General features: G+C 67.4%; 15 protein-coding genes. 6 read left to right on the top strand and 9 right to left on the bottom strand.

From position 1 onward, the window contains the following. Position 1: 1 nt before the first annotated feature. Together AB8P05_RS12405 and AB8P05_RS12400 are read left to right on the top strand one after the other, a co-directional pair. Positions 2–985: a cobalamin biosynthesis protein gene (locus tag AB8P05_RS12405; protein ID WP_472758142.1), complete on the top strand. Its 984-nt coding sequence runs from the start codon at positions 2–4 to the stop codon at positions 983–985. A gap of 167 nt (positions 986–1,152) precedes the next feature. After that, a complete protein-coding gene (locus tag AB8P05_RS12400) occupies positions 1,153–1,557 on the top strand; it encodes a hypothetical protein (protein ID WP_472758141.1) in 405 nt (134 codons plus the stop codon). A 45-nt stretch (positions 1,558–1,602) separates the two neighbouring features. Here the strand turns inward: AB8P05_RS12400 and AB8P05_RS12395 are convergent, their stop codons facing one another. From AB8P05_RS12395 to htpX, 3 genes are all read right to left on the bottom strand, one after another. Beyond that, positions 1,603–2,325 carry a hypothetical protein gene (locus AB8P05_RS12395; protein WP_472758140.1) on the bottom strand — a complete coding sequence of 241 codons (723 nt, stop codon included), beginning with the start codon at positions 2,323–2,325 and terminating at the stop codon, positions 1,603–1,605. 26 nt (positions 2,326–2,351) lie between these two features. Continuing rightward, positions 2,352–3,284: a DHH family phosphoesterase gene (locus AB8P05_RS12390; RefSeq protein WP_472758139.1), complete on the bottom strand. Its 933-nt coding sequence runs from the start codon at positions 3,282–3,284 to the stop codon at positions 2,352–2,354. Positions 3,285–3,361: 77 nt separating this feature from the next. Continuing rightward, the gene (gene htpX / locus AB8P05_RS12385) at positions 3,362–4,405 is read right to left on the bottom strand and encodes a zinc metalloprotease HtpX (protein ID WP_472758138.1); all 1,044 of its coding nucleotides are present in this window, start codon (positions 4,403–4,405) and stop codon (positions 3,362–3,364) included. A 102-nt stretch (positions 4,406–4,507) separates the two neighbouring features. Between htpX and AB8P05_RS12380 the strand changes: the two genes are divergently transcribed. Beyond that, positions 4,508–4,696 carry a DUF1674 domain-containing protein gene (locus AB8P05_RS12380; protein ID WP_472758137.1) on the top strand — a complete coding sequence of 63 codons (189 nt, stop codon included), beginning with the start codon at positions 4,508–4,510 and terminating at the stop codon, positions 4,694–4,696. Positions 4,697–4,705: 9 nt separating this feature from the next. On the opposite strand, the gene AB8P05_RS12375 is transcribed toward AB8P05_RS12380, so the two are convergent. The 5 genes from AB8P05_RS12375 to AB8P05_RS12355 form a co-directional block, all read right to left on the bottom strand. After that, positions 4,706–5,770: a sn-glycerol-3-phosphate import ATP-binding protein UgpC gene (locus AB8P05_RS12375; RefSeq protein WP_472758136.1), complete on the bottom strand. Its 1,065-nt coding sequence runs from the start codon at positions 5,768–5,770 to the stop codon at positions 4,706–4,708. Between the two features lie 25 nt (positions 5,771–5,795). Next, positions 5,796–6,644: a sn-glycerol-3-phosphate ABC transporter permease UgpE gene (gene ugpE / locus AB8P05_RS12370; RefSeq protein ID WP_455171064.1), complete on the bottom strand. Its 849-nt coding sequence runs from the start codon at positions 6,642–6,644 to the stop codon at positions 5,796–5,798. Next, entirely contained in the window at positions 6,641–7,525 is an 885-nt protein-coding gene (gene ugpA, locus AB8P05_RS12365; RefSeq protein ID WP_472758135.1) for a sn-glycerol-3-phosphate ABC transporter permease UgpA, read from the bottom strand. The genes ugpE and ugpA overlap by 4 nt, the downstream gene beginning before the upstream one ends. Before the next feature lie 100 nt (positions 7,526–7,625). Next, positions 7,626–8,978, bottom strand: coding sequence for a sn-glycerol-3-phosphate ABC transporter substrate-binding protein UgpB (ugpB, locus tag AB8P05_RS12360; protein WP_472758134.1), 1,353 nt, complete (start codon positions 8,976–8,978; stop codon positions 7,626–7,628). Positions 8,979–9,275: 297 nt separating this feature from the next. After that, positions 9,276–10,844, bottom strand: coding sequence for a hybrid sensor histidine kinase/response regulator (locus AB8P05_RS12355; RefSeq protein ID WP_472758133.1), 1,569 nt, complete (start codon positions 10,842–10,844; stop codon positions 9,276–9,278). Positions 10,845–11,125: 281 nt separating this feature from the next. On the opposite strand from AB8P05_RS12355, the gene AB8P05_RS12350 reads away from it, so the two are divergent. After that, positions 11,126–11,893, top strand: a complete 768-nt coding sequence (locus AB8P05_RS12350; RefSeq protein WP_472758132.1) for a M48 family metallopeptidase — start codon at positions 11,126–11,128, stop codon at positions 11,891–11,893. A 30-nt stretch (positions 11,894–11,923) separates the two neighbouring features. Here AB8P05_RS12350 and AB8P05_RS12345 read toward each other — a convergent pair whose 3' ends face one another. Next, a complete protein-coding gene (locus AB8P05_RS12345) occupies positions 11,924–15,181 on the bottom strand; it encodes a bifunctional diguanylate cyclase/phosphodiesterase (RefSeq protein ID WP_472758131.1) in 3,258 nt (1,085 codons plus the stop codon). A gap of 424 nt (positions 15,182–15,605) precedes the next feature. Here AB8P05_RS12345 and purB point away from each other — a divergent pair, with 424 nt between their 5' ends. After that, positions 15,606–16,901 carry an adenylosuccinate lyase gene (gene purB / locus AB8P05_RS12340; RefSeq protein ID WP_472758130.1) on the top strand — a complete coding sequence of 432 codons (1,296 nt, stop codon included), beginning with the start codon at positions 15,606–15,608 and terminating at the stop codon, positions 16,899–16,901. A 158-nt stretch (positions 16,902–17,059) separates the two neighbouring features. Further along, entirely contained in the window at positions 17,060–17,299 is a 240-nt protein-coding gene (locus AB8P05_RS12335; RefSeq protein ID WP_012973287.1) for a BolA family protein, read from the top strand. Positions 17,300–17,321 lie beyond the last annotated feature (22 nt).

Raw genomic sequence — 17,321 nt, 5'->3', positions numbered from 1 at the left:
CATGTTCGGTTCGGCCTTCGGCGGTCCCGGCCCGCTGCTGCTCCTGCTGCTGGCACTGGGGATCGACGCGCTGTTCGGCGACTGGCTGGACCGCATCCTGCCCGACCCGGCAGGGCTGGCGCGGCGATTCTGCAACGCCGCCGACGCCCGGCTGAACCGGGCGGAGCGCGGCGCCTCGGCGCAGGTTTTCCGCGGGGCGCTGGTGGTGCTGGCGCTGCTGCTGATCGCCGTGGCGGCCGGGCTGGCTGTGGAATGGATCGGCTCCATCGGCCGCGGCTGGATGCTGGAACTGCTGGCCCTGCTCTGCGGCCTGCGCGGGCGGGCGGCCTGGACCCGCGTGCGGGCGGTCCGCCGCGCGCTGGAGAGCGGCGGGGTGGTTCCCGGCCAGGAGGCGATCCAGTCGCTGACCCGCCGCCACGTCTATGGCCTGGACGAGCACGGCATCGCCCGCGCGGCGGTGGAGGCGGCAGCCCGCGCCTTCGACCGCAAGCTGGTGGCGCCGGTCTTCGCCTATGCCCTGCTCGGCGTGCCGGGCCTGTTCGTCTGGACCGCGATGGACGGCGCCGACGCGGCACTCGGCAGCCCCGGCGTGCGCCATGGCCGATTCGGATCGACCGCGGCGACGCTGGACGACGCGCTGAACGCCCTGCCCGCCCGGCTGGCTGGCCTGCTGCTGGCGCTCGCCGCCCCCTTCATCGGCACCGCCAAGGCCGGCAGCGCTTTCCGGACACTGCGAAGCGATGCGCGCAAGCACCCGTCGCTGAACATGGGCTGGCCGATCGCGGCGATGGCGGGCGCGCTGGGCCTCGCGTTGGGCGGCCCGCACCGCGACGGCGGCGTGGTCATCACCGAAAGCTGGATCGGCGACGGCCGTGCCCGCGTCACCCCAGCCGACATTGGGCGAGCGCTCGCTCTATCCGCCGTCGCCGCCTTGCTGCTTGTCGGGCTGGTGGCGCTGCTGCTGTGGGGGGTGGCGGGGATTTAAACCATGGATGGCATCTCCTTTTGAAGTTTTTAACTCAAAAGGAAACGCAAACTGAGACCATACCCCTCTAACGTAGAAAGCTTGATGTGATATTCGCTTCGTGCCAAAGTTCAAATGTTAGAGATGTTTTTTGAACCTTTGCAAGAAACTTTGCACGGATTAGTAGAATGAAGCATGCACCTTTTACGATTTTACTCGTTGGCCTTGATGCCAATCTAGCGGAGATTGTTTCTTCTTCCCCCAAACTATCAGTTCGAACCCTTGAAGAAAAACTGGCGCAGTACTCGAAAAACATTAAAGAAATTACCCAGTTTGCAAGCTATAACGATATTAGAATAGAAGATTACATGGAACATATTGGTTCTATAATGAGAAATTACTCAAAACTCGAAGCATCTATTCTAGAGAGAAGGAACACGACCCTAAGCCGCGCCCTCGAAATCTTTACCGCAGCTATAAAAATATTTTTCGAAATTGTGAAGAATTACACAAAGCCGCCTGGACCTCCATCGCTCCCCGGCTGGGATCATATATTTAGAATATCTGACCACACAAAAAATGATCAGAAGTAGATTTCTGTCAAATATTCATCGGTTTTCAGGACATTAGCACTCAGTCTATCTATCCTTCTGCGGCCCGACATCCTCCACCATGTAGAACAGCCCCCGCCGGTCGCGCTCGACCCGCAGGATGAAGCGGCTGATCCCGCCGGCCTTGATGGTCCAGAGATCATCGCCGCCGTCCAGCGGCCGAAGCTCCAGCTCGTCCGGCACCGGGGACTCGCCCAGCCGCTTCAGGATGCGGTCGGCGCGGGTGCGGTCGATGGCGGGCAGGCTTTCGGCGGCGCGGGCGTCGAAACGGTCGCTCTTCACATAGCGGGTTCCGGAACCCTGGATCGGGCTGGAGGGACGGCCCGGCTGCAGCCGCGCACGCGCCGCCATCAGCCGCCAGCGCGCCGTGCCGCAGGCCAGCACCGCCGCGGCATGGACGGCGGCGACGCGCTCGATCAGCTCCGGGAACAGCGGCATCAGCTCCCGCCGCTTGTAGGCGACGCGGCTCATCAGGTCGTGGATGGAGCGTTCGGCCGCCGCGGCGGCCTCCGGCAACTCATCGGTCTCGGCCGCCAGCAGCCCCGGGATGGCCTCGAGCGCCGCCCCGGCCACCAACGCGTCGATGCGGGCCAGCGCCGCCGCCCCGGCCGCGTCGGTGCGGGCGATGGCGTCGGCAACCACCGGGCGGGCGCGGTCGAGCGCCTCGGCCCGCGGCACCTCGTCGGACAGGGCGGACAGCCATCCGGCGTCGAACAGGGTGCCGTCGGGGAAGGGAGGAAAGGCGCTCAATCGCTCTGGAACCGGTCGGTGAGGTGTCAGCCGTCCGCCCGCATGCGGGCGACGATGGCCTCCAGTACCTCTTCGGCCCGGTCGTTGTCGACCTGGCAGGTGCCTGCCGCCTGATGGCCGCCGCCGCCATATTGCAGCATCAGCGGGCCGATGTCGGTCTTCGAGCTGCGGTTCAGGATCGACTTGCCGCAGGCCAGAACGGTGTTCTGCTGCTTCAGGCCCCACAGGACATGGATCGACACGTTGGTGTCGGGGAACAGCGCATAGATCATGAAGCGGTTGCCGGCATAGATCGTCTCCTCCTTGCGGAGGTCGAGCACGACGACGTTGCCGCGCACGGTGGCGCAGCGCTTCAGCTGGTCGACGAACAGCTCGGCATGCTGGGTGTAGAGGTCCACCCGCTCCTTCACGTCGGGCAGCTCCAGGATCTGCCCGATGGAATGGCTGCGGCAGTAGTCGATCAGGTCCATCATCAGCTGGTAGTTCGACACCCGGAACTCGCGGAAGCGGCCGAGGCCGGTGCGCGCGTCCATGATGAAGTTCAGCAGGGTCCAGCCGGTGGGATTCAGGATGTCCTCGCGCTGGTACTGCGCCGAGTCGGCCTGATCGACCGCCGCCATCATCTCGTCGGAGATGGTGGGGAAGCGCTCCTTCCCGCCATAGTAATCGTAGACGACGCGGGCGGCGGACGGTGCCTTGGGGTCGATGATGTGGTTCGCCTTCTCGCCGACGCGCATGGTCTCCGACAGGTGATGGTCGAACACCAGATGGGCGCCCTCGACGTAAGGCAGGTTGGTGGTGATGTCGCGGCCGGTGATCTCGATCTTGCCGTCCTGCATGTCCTTGGGATGGACGAACTTGATCTCGTCGAGGATGCCCAGATCCTTCAGCAGGACGGCGCAGACCAGCCCATCGAAATCGGAACGGGTGACGAGGCGGTATTTCGCGACTTCGGACATGCAAGCTTCCCCTGGCGGCCGTCGTGGTTGAGCGCTGGCCGGAAGGGTAGTCGCCCACCCGTCCGGCGCGCAATCCTTTACCAGCGGCCGCGGCGGAGATCAGCCCCAGGGGCCGCGGCGGTTCTGCGGCATGAAGCCGCCCTGGCCGCCCTGACCGGTTCCCTGCGGCGGCGCCCCCAGGGCGAGCGGCCGTCGCGCGGCGGGGTGAAGCCACCACCGAAGCCGCCGCTAAAACCGCCTCCCCCGAACCCGCCGCCGAAGCTGCCGGTCTGGGCCGCCATCGCGCGCAGCCGCGCCACCCGCTCGCCCATGTCGGGGTGGGTCGAGAACAGGCTGGCCATGCTGGCGCCGCTGAGGGGGTTGGCGATGAACAGGTGGGCGGTCGCGGGGTGCGCCTCCGCCTGATAATTCGGGATCTGGTGGGCGCTGTTGTGGATGTTGGTCAACGCGTCGGCCAGCCAGTTGGGACGGCCGCAGATCTCGGCGCCGATGCGGTCGGCCTCGAACTCGCGGGTGCGGCTGATCGCCATCTGCACCAGCGTCGCGGCGATGGGGGCGAGGATGGCGGCCAGCACCGCCCCCACCATGCCCAGCGGGTTGCCGCCGCGCTCGTCGCTGCTGGACGCACCGAAGAACAGGCCGAAGTTGCCGAGCATCGACACCGCACCGGCGATGGTCGCGGTGATCGTCATGATCAGGGTGTCGCGGTTCTTCACATGGGCCAACTCGTGCGCCATCACGCCGGCAATCTCCTCCGGTGTCAGGCGCTGCAGCAGGCCGGTGGTGGCGGCGACCGCCGCATGCTCCGGATCGCGGCCGGTGGCAAAGGCGTTGGGCTGATCGTTCTCGATGATGTAGACGCGCGGCATCGGCAGGCCGGCGCGCTCCGCCAACCGGGCGACGATGCCGTGGAACTCCGGCGCCGAGTAGGCGTCGACCTCGCGGGCGCCGTACATCGACAGCACCATGTTGCCGGAATTCCAGTAGCTGAACAGGTTCATGCCCAGCGCGACCACGAAGGCGACGATCAGGCCGGTCTTGCCGCCCAGCAGGAAGCCGACCGCCATGAAGATCGCCGTCAGGCCGGCAAGGAGAATGGTGGTCTTCAGATAGCTGGTCATGGTCGCCATATCAGTTCAGGATGGGCCGAAGCGGGGTAACCCGCCCCGATCCAAGATATGGGCCTGATCCGAGCCCGCGTTCAAGATGCCCGCAATTTCGCGATGGACATGATGACCGAACCGACCAAGCCGCAGCAGGACGCTGCCGACCCAGCGACCGGACAGACCGCTCCGGACGCCACCGAGACGAAGGGCCCCGAGCAGAAGCCGGGCGAGATCGGCGGCCCGAAGGGGCCGGAGCCGACCCGCTACGGCGACTGGGAGTTCAAGGGGCGCTGTTCGGATTTCTGATCGGCAGCTTCACTCCACCCGGCGGCCGGTGACCGCGTCGAACAGGTGCAGGGCGCCGTCCTGCGGGGCGACGGTCATCCGGTCGCGCTCGCGCACGGTGGGAATGCCGGCCATGCGGACCAGCAGCGTCTCGCCATCCGGCAGACGGCCATAGACCACCGTGTCGGCCCCAAGCGCCTCGACCAGTTCAACCTCGATGGAAAAGCCCTGCGCGGCAACGGCCAGATGCTCCGGCCGGATGCCCAGCTTGATCGGCCGGCCGGCGTCGGTCGGGCGGGGCTGCGGCAGAGCAAGACGCTGGCCGTCCGGCAGCAGCACCGCCTCGCCGCGGTCATCGATGCGGCCGTCCAGCACATTCATCGGCGGCGAGCCGATGAAGCCGGCGACGAACAGGCTGGCCGGGCGCTGGTAGACCTCCAGCGGCGTGCCGATCTGCTCGGCCACGCCGTGGTTCATCACCAGGATGCGGTCGGCCAGCGTCATCGCCTCCACCTGGTCGTGGGTGACGTAGAGGCTGGTGATGCGCAGCCGGTCCTGCAGACGCTTGATCTCCACCCGCATCTGGGTGCGCAGCTTGGCGTCCAGGTTGGACAGCGGCTCGTCGAACAGGAAGGCGGCGGGTTCGCGCACGATGGCGCGGCCCATGGCGACGCGCTGGCGCTGGCCGCCCGACAGCTGGCTCGGCCGGCGGTCGAGGAAGCGGCCAAGCTCCAGGATCTCCGCCGCCTTGTCGACGCGGGCGCGGATCTCCGCCTTCGGAATCCCGCGGATCTTCAGGCCGTAGGCCATGTTGTCGAAGACCGTCATGTGCGGGTAGAGCGCATAGTTCTGGAACACCATCGCGATGTCGCGGTCCTTGGGCTCCAGATTGTTGACCACGCGCCCGCCGATGGCGATCTCACCGCCGGTGATGCCCTCCAGCCCGGCGACCATGCGCAGCAGGGTGGATTTGCCGCAGCCGGACGGCCCCAGCAGGACGAGGAATTCGCCGTCCCGGATCGCGATGTCGATGCCCTTGATCGCTTCGACCGGCCCGTAGGATTTGCGGACGTCGCGGATTTCAACGGTTGCCATTGTTCTTCTTTCCTTCGTCCGCGTCTTACTTTTCGCTGTCCACAAGGCCCTTGACGAACCAGCGCTGCATGAACACCACCACCGCCACCGGCGGCAGCATCGCCAGCACCGTGGTCGCCATGATGAGGTTCCAGTCGTTGGCCGATTCGCCGGTGCCGATCATCTTGGTGATGCCGGTCACGATGGTTTCCATGTCGCCGCTGCTGGTGACCAGGAGCGGCCAGAGATACTGGTTCCAGCCATAGATGAAGAGGATGACGAACAGGGCTGCGATGTTGGTGCGCGACAGCGGCAGAACCACGTCGATGAAGAAGCGCACCGGCCCGGCGCCGTCGATCTTCGCCGCCTCCAGCAGTTCGTCCGGAATGGTCAGGAAGAACTGGCGGAACAGCAGCGTCGCGGTGGCCGACGCGATCAGCGGAATCGCCAGCCCGGCATAGGTGTTGATGAGGCCGAGGTCGGCGACGACCTTGTAGGTCGGGATGATCCGCACCTCCACCGGCAGCATCAGCGTGATGAAGATCAGCCAGAAGAAGGCCATGCGCAGCGGGAAGCGGAAGAAGGCCACCGCATAGGCCGACAGGATCGAGATGGCGATCTTCCCCAGCGCGATGGCCAGCGCCATGACGAGGCTGTTCAGCATCATCGTGCGCACGGGCGTGTATTTGGCGCGCGCGCCCGCCTCGCCCGCCCAGGCCTGGGCGTAGTTGTCCAGCCCCTGCCCGCCCGGCCACAGCGGCAGTCCGCCGCGGCCGATGGTGCCGGAATCCCAGGTGGAGCCGATCAGCGTCACATAGATCGGATAGGCGAAGATGAGGACGCCGACGATCAGGACGATGTGCGGCACGAGGTCGATGAATCGGGTCGGCTTCATGCGTAGTGGACCTTGCGCTCGATGAAGCGGAACTGCACCGCGGTCAGCGCGATGACGATCACCATCAGGATCACCGACTGCGCCGACGATCCGCCGAGGTCGTTGTTGACCACGCCGTCATGGTAGACGCGGAAGATCAGCGTCTCCGTCGCCTTGCCCGGCCCGCCCTGGGTCAGGGCGTGGATGGTGCCGAAGGTCTCGAAGAAGGCGTAGACCATGTCGACCACCAGCAGGAAGAAGGTGGTCGGCGACAAGAGCGGGAAGGTGATGGTCCAGAAGCGCCGCACCGGACCGGCGCCGTCGATGCTGGCCGCCTCCATCACCGAGCGCGGGATCGCCTGCAGGCCGGCCAGGAAGAAGATGAAGTTGTAGGCCACCTGCTTCCAGCTGGCGGCCATGATGACCATCCACAGCGCCTGACCGCCGTTCAGCCGGTAGTCCCAGTCATAGCCGAGCGCCCTCAGCGCCCGGCCGAAGGACCCGATGTCGGGGTTGAAGATGAACATCCACAGCACCGCCGCGACGGCCGGGGCCAGGGCATAGGGCCAGATCAGCAGAGTCTTGTAGGTGCGCGCGCCCTTGATCTTGGAATCGGCCAGCACCGCCAGCAGCAGCGCCGTGCCCATCGACAGCACGGTGACCGCGATGCTGAAGATCATGGTGACCTTCAGCGTGTCGAGATAGTTCGGGTCGCCCAGCACATGTTCGAAATTCTCGAACCAGACGAACTCGCTGCGGATGCCGAAGGCGTCCTGCAGATGCACCGACTGCCAGACCGCCTGGGCCGCCGGCCAGATGAAGAACACCAGCGTCACCGCCACCTGCGGCGCGAGCAGCAGGTAGGGCAGCAGCCGGTTGTCGAATGTCACGCGACGCTGCAAAGGATGGTCTTTCGTGAATAGGGAGCGACGCAGTTCCTCTCCCGCCTCTCGCACAAACGACGCTTGTGCGAGAGACGGGGGCGGGACGTTACGTCCGAACTCAGCCCTTGTTGGCGCGCTCGAAGTTGCGCAGCACCGCGTTGCCGCGCTTCACCGCGGAGTCCAGCGCTTGGCGGGCGTCCTGCTGGCCCTGGAATGCCTTCTCGAGCTCTTCCTGGATGATGTTGCGGATTTCCGGCAGGTTGCCCAGACGCAGGCCCATGCTGTTCTCGGTGGTGGGCGTGCGGGTCAGCTGGGCGGCCGGCACGTCGGCGCCGGGGTTCTTCTCGTAATAGCCCTGGGCCTTGGCCAGTTCGAAGCCCTTCATCGTCACCGGGACATAGCCGGTGTCCATGTGCCACTTCGCATCGACCTCCGGCCGGGCGAGGAAGCTGAAGAACTGCGACACGGCCTTGTATTCGGCCGGCGTGCGCTTGGGCGAAGTCATGACCCAGAAGGCGGCGCCGCCGATGATGCTGTTCTTCGGGCCGTCCTTGGCGAATTCCGGCCAGTAGGGCAGCGGGGCGGCGCCCCAGGCGAAGTTCGCTTCCTTGGTGGTGCGGCTGCGCAGGCCGGACGAGCCGTGGATCATCGCGCATTCGCCCGACGGGAACAGGGCGTCCGGCTTGTTGTCGCGGCCGCCATACTTGAACAGCCCCTCCTTCTGCATGTCGATCAGCGTCTGCACATGCTTGACGAAGAGCGGCGCGTCGATCTTCAGCTCGGCGTTCAGGCCGCCGAAGCCGTTGGCCTGGCTGGCGAATGGGGTGTTGTGGATGGCGCCCAGCTGTTCGAACTGCGCCCACACCGGCCAGGAGGTGGTCATCGGGCAGGTGGAGCCCGACGCCTTCAGCTTCCTCGTCGCCTCGATCATCTCCGGCCAGGTCGCCGGCGGCTTGTTCGGGTCGAGGCCGGCCTTCTGGAAGGCGTCCTTGTTGTAGAACATGATGGTGGTGGAGCTGTTGAACGGCAGCGCCATCATCTTGCCGTCCCTGGACGAGTAATAGCCCTTCACCGCCGGGATGTAGGCGTCGGCGTCGAAGGAGGCGCCCGTCTCCTGCATCAGCTGGTAGACCGGCTTGATCGCCGGGCCGGCGGCCATCATGGTGGCGGTCCCGACCTCGAACATCTGCACGACGTGCGGCGCGTTGCCGGCGCGGAAGGCGGCGATGGCCGCCTGCATCGTCTCGGGATAGGCGCCCTTGTAGGAGGCGTTGACCTGGACCGCCTGCTGGCTGTCGTTGAACTCCTTGACGACCTGCTCCAGCTGGCCGCCCAGCGGCTGCGGCAGGCCGTGCCAGAAGTCGATCACCGTCTTCGATTGCGCCAGCGCCGATCCCGGCAGGGCGGCGAGCAGCAGCGCGGTGGTGGTGGCGGCGCCCGTCAGGAGGGCAAGCTTGCGGCGGGTCAACATGCGGTGGGTCTCCCTATCCCGGTATGGTTCGCGGTTGTCATGAGGGCATTGGGTTGCCGTCCCGCGACGCTTTCGTGAAGTTTTGGTGGCAGACGCATACGGCCATGTGCCTGGCCATCTGTTTGCGCTTGCGAAAACACTGCCGGCCCGATGGTCGCTTCCGAAATTGTTGGGTTGCTCTAAACGTCACACTGCGCACGCATGACTGGGTCTGTCAAGACGCCGCATTACAGTTTTGTGACGTGAAAAACGGCCGGCCGGAATGTTGCGGAGCGAAAATGCGCAGGCGCGAAAAGGCTAACGCGGACAGGAACCGGCGCCCGCCTTCAGGCTGTGGCTGAGCAGGCGGCGCAGCGCCTTGGGATCGCAGGGCTTGTGGACCAGGGGCAGGCCGCTGCGGTCGACGCTGCGCAGCCGGTCGGGGTCGGTGTCGCCGGTGACGATCACGCCCGGCACGCGCCGTCCGCAGCGGGCACGCACCGCCTGGATGGCGTCGATGCCGGTTTCCGGCCCCGACAGCCGCAGGTCGGACAGCACGAGGTCCGGAGCGGTGGCGGCGCTGTCCAGTTCGGCGCAGGCCTCGTCGATGCCGCGGGCGGGGATGACGGCATAGCCCCAGCCGCGCAGCAGCATACCGATCCCCTCCAGCTGCATGGCGTCGTCCTCGATCACCAGCACCGTGCCGGCTTTTGCCGGAGCGGCGGCGGCCGGGGTGCCGGCGGCCGGTTCAGGTTCGCTGTCGGCGGAATCGTCGCCCGCGCGGTCGCCGTCCGGGCCGGCCAGCGGCACCTCCACCGCGAAGACGGAGCCCTTGCCCAGCCGGGAGCGCACCGTCACCGGATGCCCAAGCACCTGCGCCAGCCGCCGCACGATGGCGAGGCCGAGACCCAGCCCCTGTTTCCGGTCGCGGCCGGGATTGCCGAGCTGGTGGAAGTCCTCGAAGATCACGGCATGGTTGGCCGGGTCGATGCCAACGCCGGTGTCCCACACCTCGATGCGCAGGGTGTCGCCGCGCCGCCGCGCCGCCAGCAGGATGCCGCCCTTCAGCGTGTAGCGCAGGGCGTTCGCCAGGATCGGCCGCAGCAGCCGTTCCATCAGGGCGGGATCGCTGGTGACCTGGGCGTCGAGCGGACGGACGTTGAAGCGCAGCCCCTTGGCCTCCGCCTCCGGCCCGAACTCCTCCAGCATCTTGGCGAGCAGCTCGTCCACCGGGAAGGTCTGCGGCTTGGCGGTGACCAGCCCGGCTTCCAGCGCCGACACCTCCAGCAGGGCACGCAGCAGCGTCTCACCGCCGACGATCGCCTGCTCCAGCTTGTTCGCCAGCTCGATGGAGGCCGGATCGGTCAGCCGGCCGATCAGCAGATGGTGGAACAGGTGCATCGCCTGGAAGGGCTGGCGCAGGTCGTGGCTCGCCGCCGACAGGAACCTGCCCTTGGCGGTACGGGCGCGCTCCGCATCGGCGCGGGCCTGTGCGGCGTCCGCCCGTGCTTCGGCCAGGGCGGCGGCACCGGCGTCGGCGACCAGGGCCACGGCGCGGACGGCCCCGCCGGCATCCCGCACCGGGGTCAGCGCCACCGCACCGCCCAGCCCGGGAAAGGGTCCGGCACCGCTGGCCGGCGTGCCGGTCGCCAGCACCCGGCGCCGCAGCGCGTCGAGCGCGCCGGCCGTCTCGGCCGCCAGACCGGCCTCCTCCAGGGTCCGCCCTTCCACCGCATCCCCGGCAAGACCGAAGGTCGCGGCGAAGGCACGGTTCGCCACCAGCACGCGCCCGTCCTCGCCAAGCAACGCATGGGGGGCGTCGTTGGCCGACAGCAGCGCGTCGTACCAATCCGCGCGGGTCGGCGTCTGTCCTTGGATGAGAGGCATCGGCATGTACTCGGCAAAACTGCGGGGAAGGCTGACGATAAAGAAAAATTCGTTCCGAACTTCGGGAAAACGGGTGGCCTGGAACCACCGCGTTACCTCTGCTTTATCTTGTGCTCCCATCGATCGTGTCAAATGTGACCTCAGTCGACCCCATGGCCGATGCCCTGCCTACGCTTCGTTCGAAGGCCCTAATGCTTTAAGCCGAAGCTGCGCCTTTCCCCATGCGCGGCGACGGTGGCAGGACGCTTCCGCATCCGCCCGCCGCCGCGCTATAAGACGGCATGGTGCAGCGCCGCCCTTCCCTCCCCGCCCTCTTGCGCAAGCGCAAGCGATCCGCCGCCCGGCCGCCCCAGCCGCCGCGGGCGCTGGAGATTTCCGGCCTGCCGATGCCGCTGGAACTGCGGGAGAGCGCGCGCGCCACCCGCATGACCCTGCGCGTCGATGCCGGTCGCGGGCTGGTCCAGGTGGTTGTCCCGGTCGGCGTGTCGGAGAGCGACGCCCGCCAGTTCGTCGGCCGGCATGACGGCTGGCTGCGGGCGCGTCTGGCGGCGATGCCGCCGTCCCTGCCCTTCGCCGATGGCGCCAGCGTGCCTTACCTGGGCGTCGAGCATGTCATCCGCCACGACCCTGCCCTGCGCGGCCCGACCCGGATCGAGAAGGGCGCCCTGCTGGTCGGCGGCCAGCCCGAGCATGTGGCCCGCCGCGTCCGCGATTTCCTGACCGCCGAGGCGAAGCGCGAGCTGTCGACCCGCGCCCGCCTCAAGGCCGCCTGCATCGGCGCCCGCGTCGCCGCCGTCACCATCCGCGACACCAGGAGCCGCTGGGGAAGCTGTTCGTCCACCGGCCGGCTCTCCTTCTCCTGGCGCCTGATCCTGACGCCGGAGCCGGTGCTGGACTATGTCGTCGGGCATGAGGTGGCGCACCTGCGCGAGATGAACCATTCCCCGCGCTTCTGGGCGCTGTGCGCCAGCCTGACCGCCGGTCAGAACGTCGAGCTGCCGCGGGCCTGGCTGAAGGCCAACGGGACGCGGCTGCTGCGGTACGGGTGAGGCGGAAACTGCCGGAACGCCCTCCGGCGGCTACTCCACCGCCTCCACCACCCGCAGCTTGGCGGCGCCGGCGTCGTTCTGGACGAAGGCCAGAAAGTCCTCGTATGGCATGGGCCGGCCCAGCAGATAGCCCTGGCATTGGTCGCAGCCCATGGTGGCGAGGCAGTGATACTGCTCCTCCGTCTCCACCCCCTCGGCCAGCGTCTGCATGCGCAAGGACCGCGCCATGCCGATGATCGCCTCGGCGATGGCGCCGCTGTCCGGGTTGCCGGCGCGCAGGCCGCTGACGAAGCTGCGGTCGATCTTGAGCTTGTCGACGCGGAAGCGCTTCAGATAGGCCAGCGAGGAATAGCCGGTACCGAAATCGTCGATGGCGAGCGGCACCCCCATCTCGCGCAGCTGCGAGAAGGTTTCCGACACCACGTCGGAATCGTCCATCAGGACGCTTTCCGTCACCTCCAGCTCCAGCGCGGAGGGCGGGATGCCGTAGGCAGACAGCCAGCCGGCCACCCGCTCCGCCAGACCCGGGCGGCGCACCTGCACCGCCGACAGGTTGATGGCGATCAGCAGGTCCTGGTGGCGCAGCAGTTCCGCCGCGCGGCGGCAGGCCTCCCCCAGCACCCAGTCGCCCAGCGGCAGGATCAGGCCGGTATCCTCGGCCACCGGGATGAACTGGCCGGGCATGATCAGCGTGCCGTCGGGCTGGCGCCAGCGCACCAGCGCCTCCGCCCCGATCAGCCGGCGGCCGTCCAGCGAGAACTGCGGCTGGAAATGCAGCTCCAGCTCGTTGTTGGCCAGGGCGCGGCGCAGGTTGTTCTCCGTCCACATCCGGTCGGAGGCGCGGCGGTTCAGCTCCGGCGTGAAGAACTGGTAGGTGGCCCGCCCGGCCTCCTTGGCGGCGTACATCGCCATGTCGGCGCTCTTCAGCAGCGCGTCGATGCCGGTGCCGTCATCTGGGTAGATCGCAATGCCGATGGAGGGCGTCACCTGCAGCTCGTGCCCGTCGATCACATAGGGCTCCGACAGGGCGTGCAGCACCTTGCGCGCCACGATGCCGGCGGCGTCGGGGCTGTCCATGTCGCTGATGAGGATGATGAACTCGTCGCCGCCCTGGCGGCTGACCGTGTCGCTGGCCCGCACCGTGCCGAGCAGCCGCCCCGCCACCTCGCGCAGCAGCCCGTCGCCGACCTGATGGCCCAGGCTGTCGTTGATGGTCTTGAAGCGGTCGAGGTCGACGAACAGCAGCCCCACCTTGGTGCCGTGGCGCCCGGCGGCCAGCATGGCGCGCTCCAGCCGGTCGCGCAGCAGGAAGCGGTTGGGCAGGTCGGTCAGGAAATCGAACTGCGCCAGATGGCGGATGCGTTCCTCCTGCGCGCGGGTCTCGGTGATGTCGGTGAAGGCGGCGATGTAGTTGGCGACCGCACCGTCCTCGTTCCGCACCAGCTTGACGCTCAGCCATTCCGGGAACATTTCGCCGTTCTTGCGGGTGCTCCAGATCTCGCCGGCCCAATGGCCGTTCTCGCGCAGCTGCGCCCACAGATCCTCGTAGAAGCCCGGCGGGTTGCGGTCGGAGCGCAGGAACTCCGGACCGCGGCCCAGCACCTCCTCCCGGTCATAGCCGGTGATGCGGGCGAAGGCGTCGTTGGCGGCGACGATCTGCCGGTGCTCGTTGGCGACGAACATCCCCTCCGCCGCGTTGTCAAACACCTTGGCCGACAGCCGCAGCTGCCATTCCGCCCGCTTGCGCTCGGAGATGTCGCGGGCGATGGCCGAGTAATAGACGTCGCCCTCGTAGGTGATGCGGCTGGCCGTGACCTCCAGCTCCAGCGAGCGGCCGTCCGGGGTGCGGTAGACGGTCTCGTAATGGCTGGCCGCGTCCTCGCCCTCCGCGGCGAAGCGCTTCAGCAGGTCGGCCTGCCCCATCACCAGATCTTCCAGCGTCCCGCCCAGCGCCTTGCAGCCGAAAGGGTTGATGTAGGCGATGCGCAGGTTCGCGTCGGCCAAAACGACGATCTCCGACACATGGTCGACGAAGAAATTGGCGAGGTAGAGCTGCCGCGCCCGCTCGCGCAGCATGCTGTCGCTGTGCCGGACCCGCAGTTGGTAGCTGCCGACGATGCGCCGGATCCAGCCGGTGACCAGCCAGGATACGCCGACGGACGCGGCCAGCGCCACGCCCAGCACCGCCACCGTGGTCCAGACCCGCTGGTTGACGCCGCGGCTGATCTCCGCCCGGCGGGCCTCCATCTCCTTGCCGACATCGTCGATGTAGAAGCCGGCGACCAGGATCCAGCCCCACACGGTGGGGGCCGAGACATAGGCCATCTTCGGGGTCGGCCGCGCGGTGACCGGATGGATCCAGTCGTAGCGCACCTCCCCGCCGCCCTGCCGCCCCTGCTCCAGAAAGCGGGTGACGAGGTCGCGTTCGGTCTTCCACGGCAGGTCGCGGGCGTTCATCCCCTCCGACGCGGGCGCGGTCGGCGACAGCAGCACCTGCCCGTCCTGGCGCAGCACGCCGATGTAGCCGGTTTCCCCGAAGCGGAAGGCGCGCAGCCGTTCCAAGGATTCACGCTGAAGCTGCGCCTCCACCGCCCCAAGGGAATCGCCGGCGCCGATCAGCCAGTCATAGGGTTCGAACCGGCGGACGAAGGCCAGCTTGTCGACCATCTGCGCCGGGTCGTCGGGCATGCGCCAGCGATAGCGCGCGAAGCCGCGCAGGCTGGGGTCCTGGACCGCCCGCATCAGCTCGCGCACCACCGCCGCACCCTGGGGATCGGGGGCGGCGAAGGGAGAGGTCCCCTCCCGCGACGGATCGATCGGCATCAGCACCGACTCGCCGTTCAGGTCGTTGATGAAGTAATAGCCGCGCCCGCCGGAAAAGCGGAGCGGCCGCAGTGTCTCCTTGATCGATTCCTTTACGGCCGCATCGGGCAGGATGTCCTTCCCCCGGTCGTGGACGCTGCGGGCTATGGCATGGGCCTCGTCCACCTGGGTGCGCAGATGTTCCTTCAGGAGCGGTTCGACGCGCGAGCGCATGTAGGCGAGATAGGACTGCGCATTCTCCACCTCCTGCACCAGGGCCTGATGCTGCTCCTGGACATAGCGCACCTCGCTCTGCTGCAGGTCGTGCTCCAGGTCGGCCCAATGCTGCCAGACGAAATAGAAGCCGAGCCCGAGGACGAGCGCCGACACCAGCGCCATCGACGCCAGGAACTGCAGGCGGTAGAGCCGGGCCTCGTCTGACGAGCGCGACGGCGCACGGACCAGCTCGGCGACGGGGTCGGACAAGAAGGGCTCCCTTCGGATGGCCAGTCGGATGGTTTATGGGGGAACCGGTGGGCGCCGGCCCCGATGCGCTGTGCAAGTGTTGCTTAATGCTCGCAAGGATTCAACTGCAAGCAAATCTAAACCACCCGGGCGCGACTCTTTGACTGTTTTCCTCGCTTCTGGATGGCCGGGTTGCGACGCAACCGCAGCCGGACAGGGATTTCGCGGAAAGTACGCCCGCCAAGCGTTAGGCGCGGATTCCCTTAGGCCAGCAACGATTCGGCCGCGAAGATTAATTCCGCCGCGGACGGGACGGGCCGCAGGGCTTCCACCGGGCCATCGCGAGGCTTTAAAACGCATGCCCACGCCGCTATGGTCGCGCGCGCGTGCTATGAGACCCGCAAGCCACCCTCAATCCAGCGCCCGCATCCTCCGGAGAGTGCCGATGATCCCCCGCTATACCCGCCCCGAAATGGCCCGCATCTGGGAGCCGGAAAACCGCTTCCGCATCTGGTTCGAGATCGAGGCGCACGCCTGCGACGCGCAGGCCGAGCTGGGCGTGATCCCGAAGGAAGCCGCCAAGGCGGTGTGGGAGCGCGGCAAGTGGGAGATCGACCGCATCGACGAGATCGAGCGGGAGACCCGCCACGACGTCATCGCCTTCCTGACCAACCTCGCCGAGTATGTCGGTCCCGAGGCCCGCTTCGTCCACCAGGGCATGACCTCGTCGGACGTGCTGGACACCTGCCTCGCCGTTCAGCTGACCCAGGCCGCCGACCTGCTGCTGGCCGACATGGACGCCCTGCTGGCCGCGCTGAAGCGCCGGGCCTACGAGCACAAGGACACCGTCACCATCGGCCGCAGCCACGGCATCCATGCCGAGCCGACGACCTTCGGCCTGAAGCTGGCCGGCCATTACGCCGCCTTCGCCCGCGGGCGCGAGCGTCTGGTCCAGGCACGCCAGGACATCGCCACCTGCGCCATCTCCGGCGCCGTCGGCACCTTCGCCAACATCGACCCGCGGGTGGAGGAGCATGTCGCCGCCAAGCTGGGCCTGTCGGTGGAGCCGGTGTCGACGCAGGTCATCCCGCGCGACCGCCACGCCTTCTACTTCTCGGTCCTGGGCGTGATCGCGTCGAGCATCGAGAATCTGGCGACGGAAATCCGCCACCTGCAGCGCACCGAAGTGCGCGAGGCGGAGGAGTATTTCCACCCCGGCCAGAAGGGCTCGTCGGCGATGCCGCACAAGCGCAACCCGGTCCTGTCGGAGAACCTGACCGGTCTGGCCCGCATCGTGCGCGCCGCCGTCGTCCCGGCGCTGGAGAACGTCGCGCTGTGGCACGAGCGCGATATCTCCCACAGCTCTGTCGAGCGGATGATCGGCCCCGACGCCACCGTCACGCTGGACTTCGCCCTGGTGCGCCTGACCAGCATGATGGAAAAGCTGGTGGTCTATCCGGAGCGCATGCAGAAGAACCTGGACGATCTGGGCGGCCTGGTCTTCTCGCAGCGCGTGCTGCTGGCGCTGACCCAGGCCGGCATGAGCCGCGAGGACAGCTACAAGGCGGTGCAGCGCAACGCCATGCAGGTGTGGGAGAAGGGTGGCAACTATCTTGACCTGCTGTCGGCCGACCCCGACATCGCCAAGCATATCGGCCGCGACAAGCTGGAGCCGATGTTCGACATGTCCTACCACACCAAGCATGTCGACACGGTGTTCAAGCGCGTGTTCGGCGAGTGAGCTGCTGATGGGGCGGGCCGTTACGGCGTCTTCCGCATTCCGGCAAATATTTGCCGGTGGATGACAAACGGCCCGGCCGCACCTACTCTATCTTGAGAAGCAAGTGCCCGGGCGGGGCAATCCTGAACAGAGCCCTGAACAGAACGAGGATTGGACCCATGGCGATGGAAGCCGCCACGATCGAAAAGCTCATCAAGGAGGGCATCCCGGACGCGGTCGTCGAGATCGCGGACCTGCGCGGCGACGGCGACCACTATGCCGCGCTCGTCACCTCCGCCGCCTTCAAGGGCAAGAGCCGGGTGCAGCAGCACCAGATGGTCTACGCGTCCCTGCAGGGGAAGATGGGCGGCGAACTGCACGCCCTGGCACTGACCACCGCGGTGCCGGAAGGCGCCTGAAGGTGAAGCCGCCGGAAGGCGC

It is taken from the genome of Azospirillum sp. VT-I1, from assembly GCF_055698305.1.
This window is presented reverse-complemented; position numbering and strand designations above follow the sequence as displayed.

Excerpts from the sequence above, each read along its gene's own strand:
- AB8P05_RS12405 (WP_472758142.1), top strand. The coding sequence starts at position 2 with ATGTTCGGTTCGGCCTTCGGCGGTCCCGGCCCGCTGCTGCTCCTGCTG.
- AB8P05_RS12400 (WP_472758141.1), top strand. The coding sequence starts at position 1,153 with ATGAAGCATGCACCTTTTACGATTTTACTCGTTGGCCTTGATGCCAAT.
- AB8P05_RS12390 (WP_472758139.1), bottom strand. The coding sequence starts at position 3,284 with ATGTCCGAAGTCGCGAAATACCGCCTCGTCACCCGTTCCGATTTCGAT.
- htpX (WP_472758138.1), bottom strand. The coding sequence starts at position 4,405 with ATGACCAGCTATCTGAAGACCACCATTCTCCTTGCCGGCCTGACGGCG.
- AB8P05_RS12380 (WP_472758137.1), top strand. The coding sequence starts at position 4,508 with ATGGACATGATGACCGAACCGACCAAGCCGCAGCAGGACGCTGCCGAC.
- AB8P05_RS12375 (WP_472758136.1), bottom strand. The coding sequence starts at position 5,770 with ATGGCAACCGTTGAAATCCGCGACGTCCGCAAATCCTACGGGCCGGTC.
- ugpE (WP_455171064.1), bottom strand. The coding sequence starts at position 6,644 with ATGAAGCCGACCCGATTCATCGACCTCGTGCCGCACATCGTCCTGATC.
- ugpB (WP_472758134.1), bottom strand. The coding sequence starts at position 8,978 with ATGTTGACCCGCCGCAAGCTTGCCCTCCTGACGGGCGCCGCCACCACC.
- AB8P05_RS12355 (WP_472758133.1), bottom strand. The coding sequence starts at position 10,844 with ATGCCTCTCATCCAAGGACAGACGCCGACCCGCGCGGATTGGTACGAC.
- AB8P05_RS12350 (WP_472758132.1), top strand. The coding sequence starts at position 11,126 with ATGGTGCAGCGCCGCCCTTCCCTCCCCGCCCTCTTGCGCAAGCGCAAG.
- purB (WP_472758130.1), top strand. The coding sequence starts at position 15,606 with ATGATCCCCCGCTATACCCGCCCCGAAATGGCCCGCATCTGGGAGCCG.
- AB8P05_RS12335 (WP_012973287.1), top strand. The coding sequence starts at position 17,060 with ATGGCGATGGAAGCCGCCACGATCGAAAAGCTCATCAAGGAGGGCATC.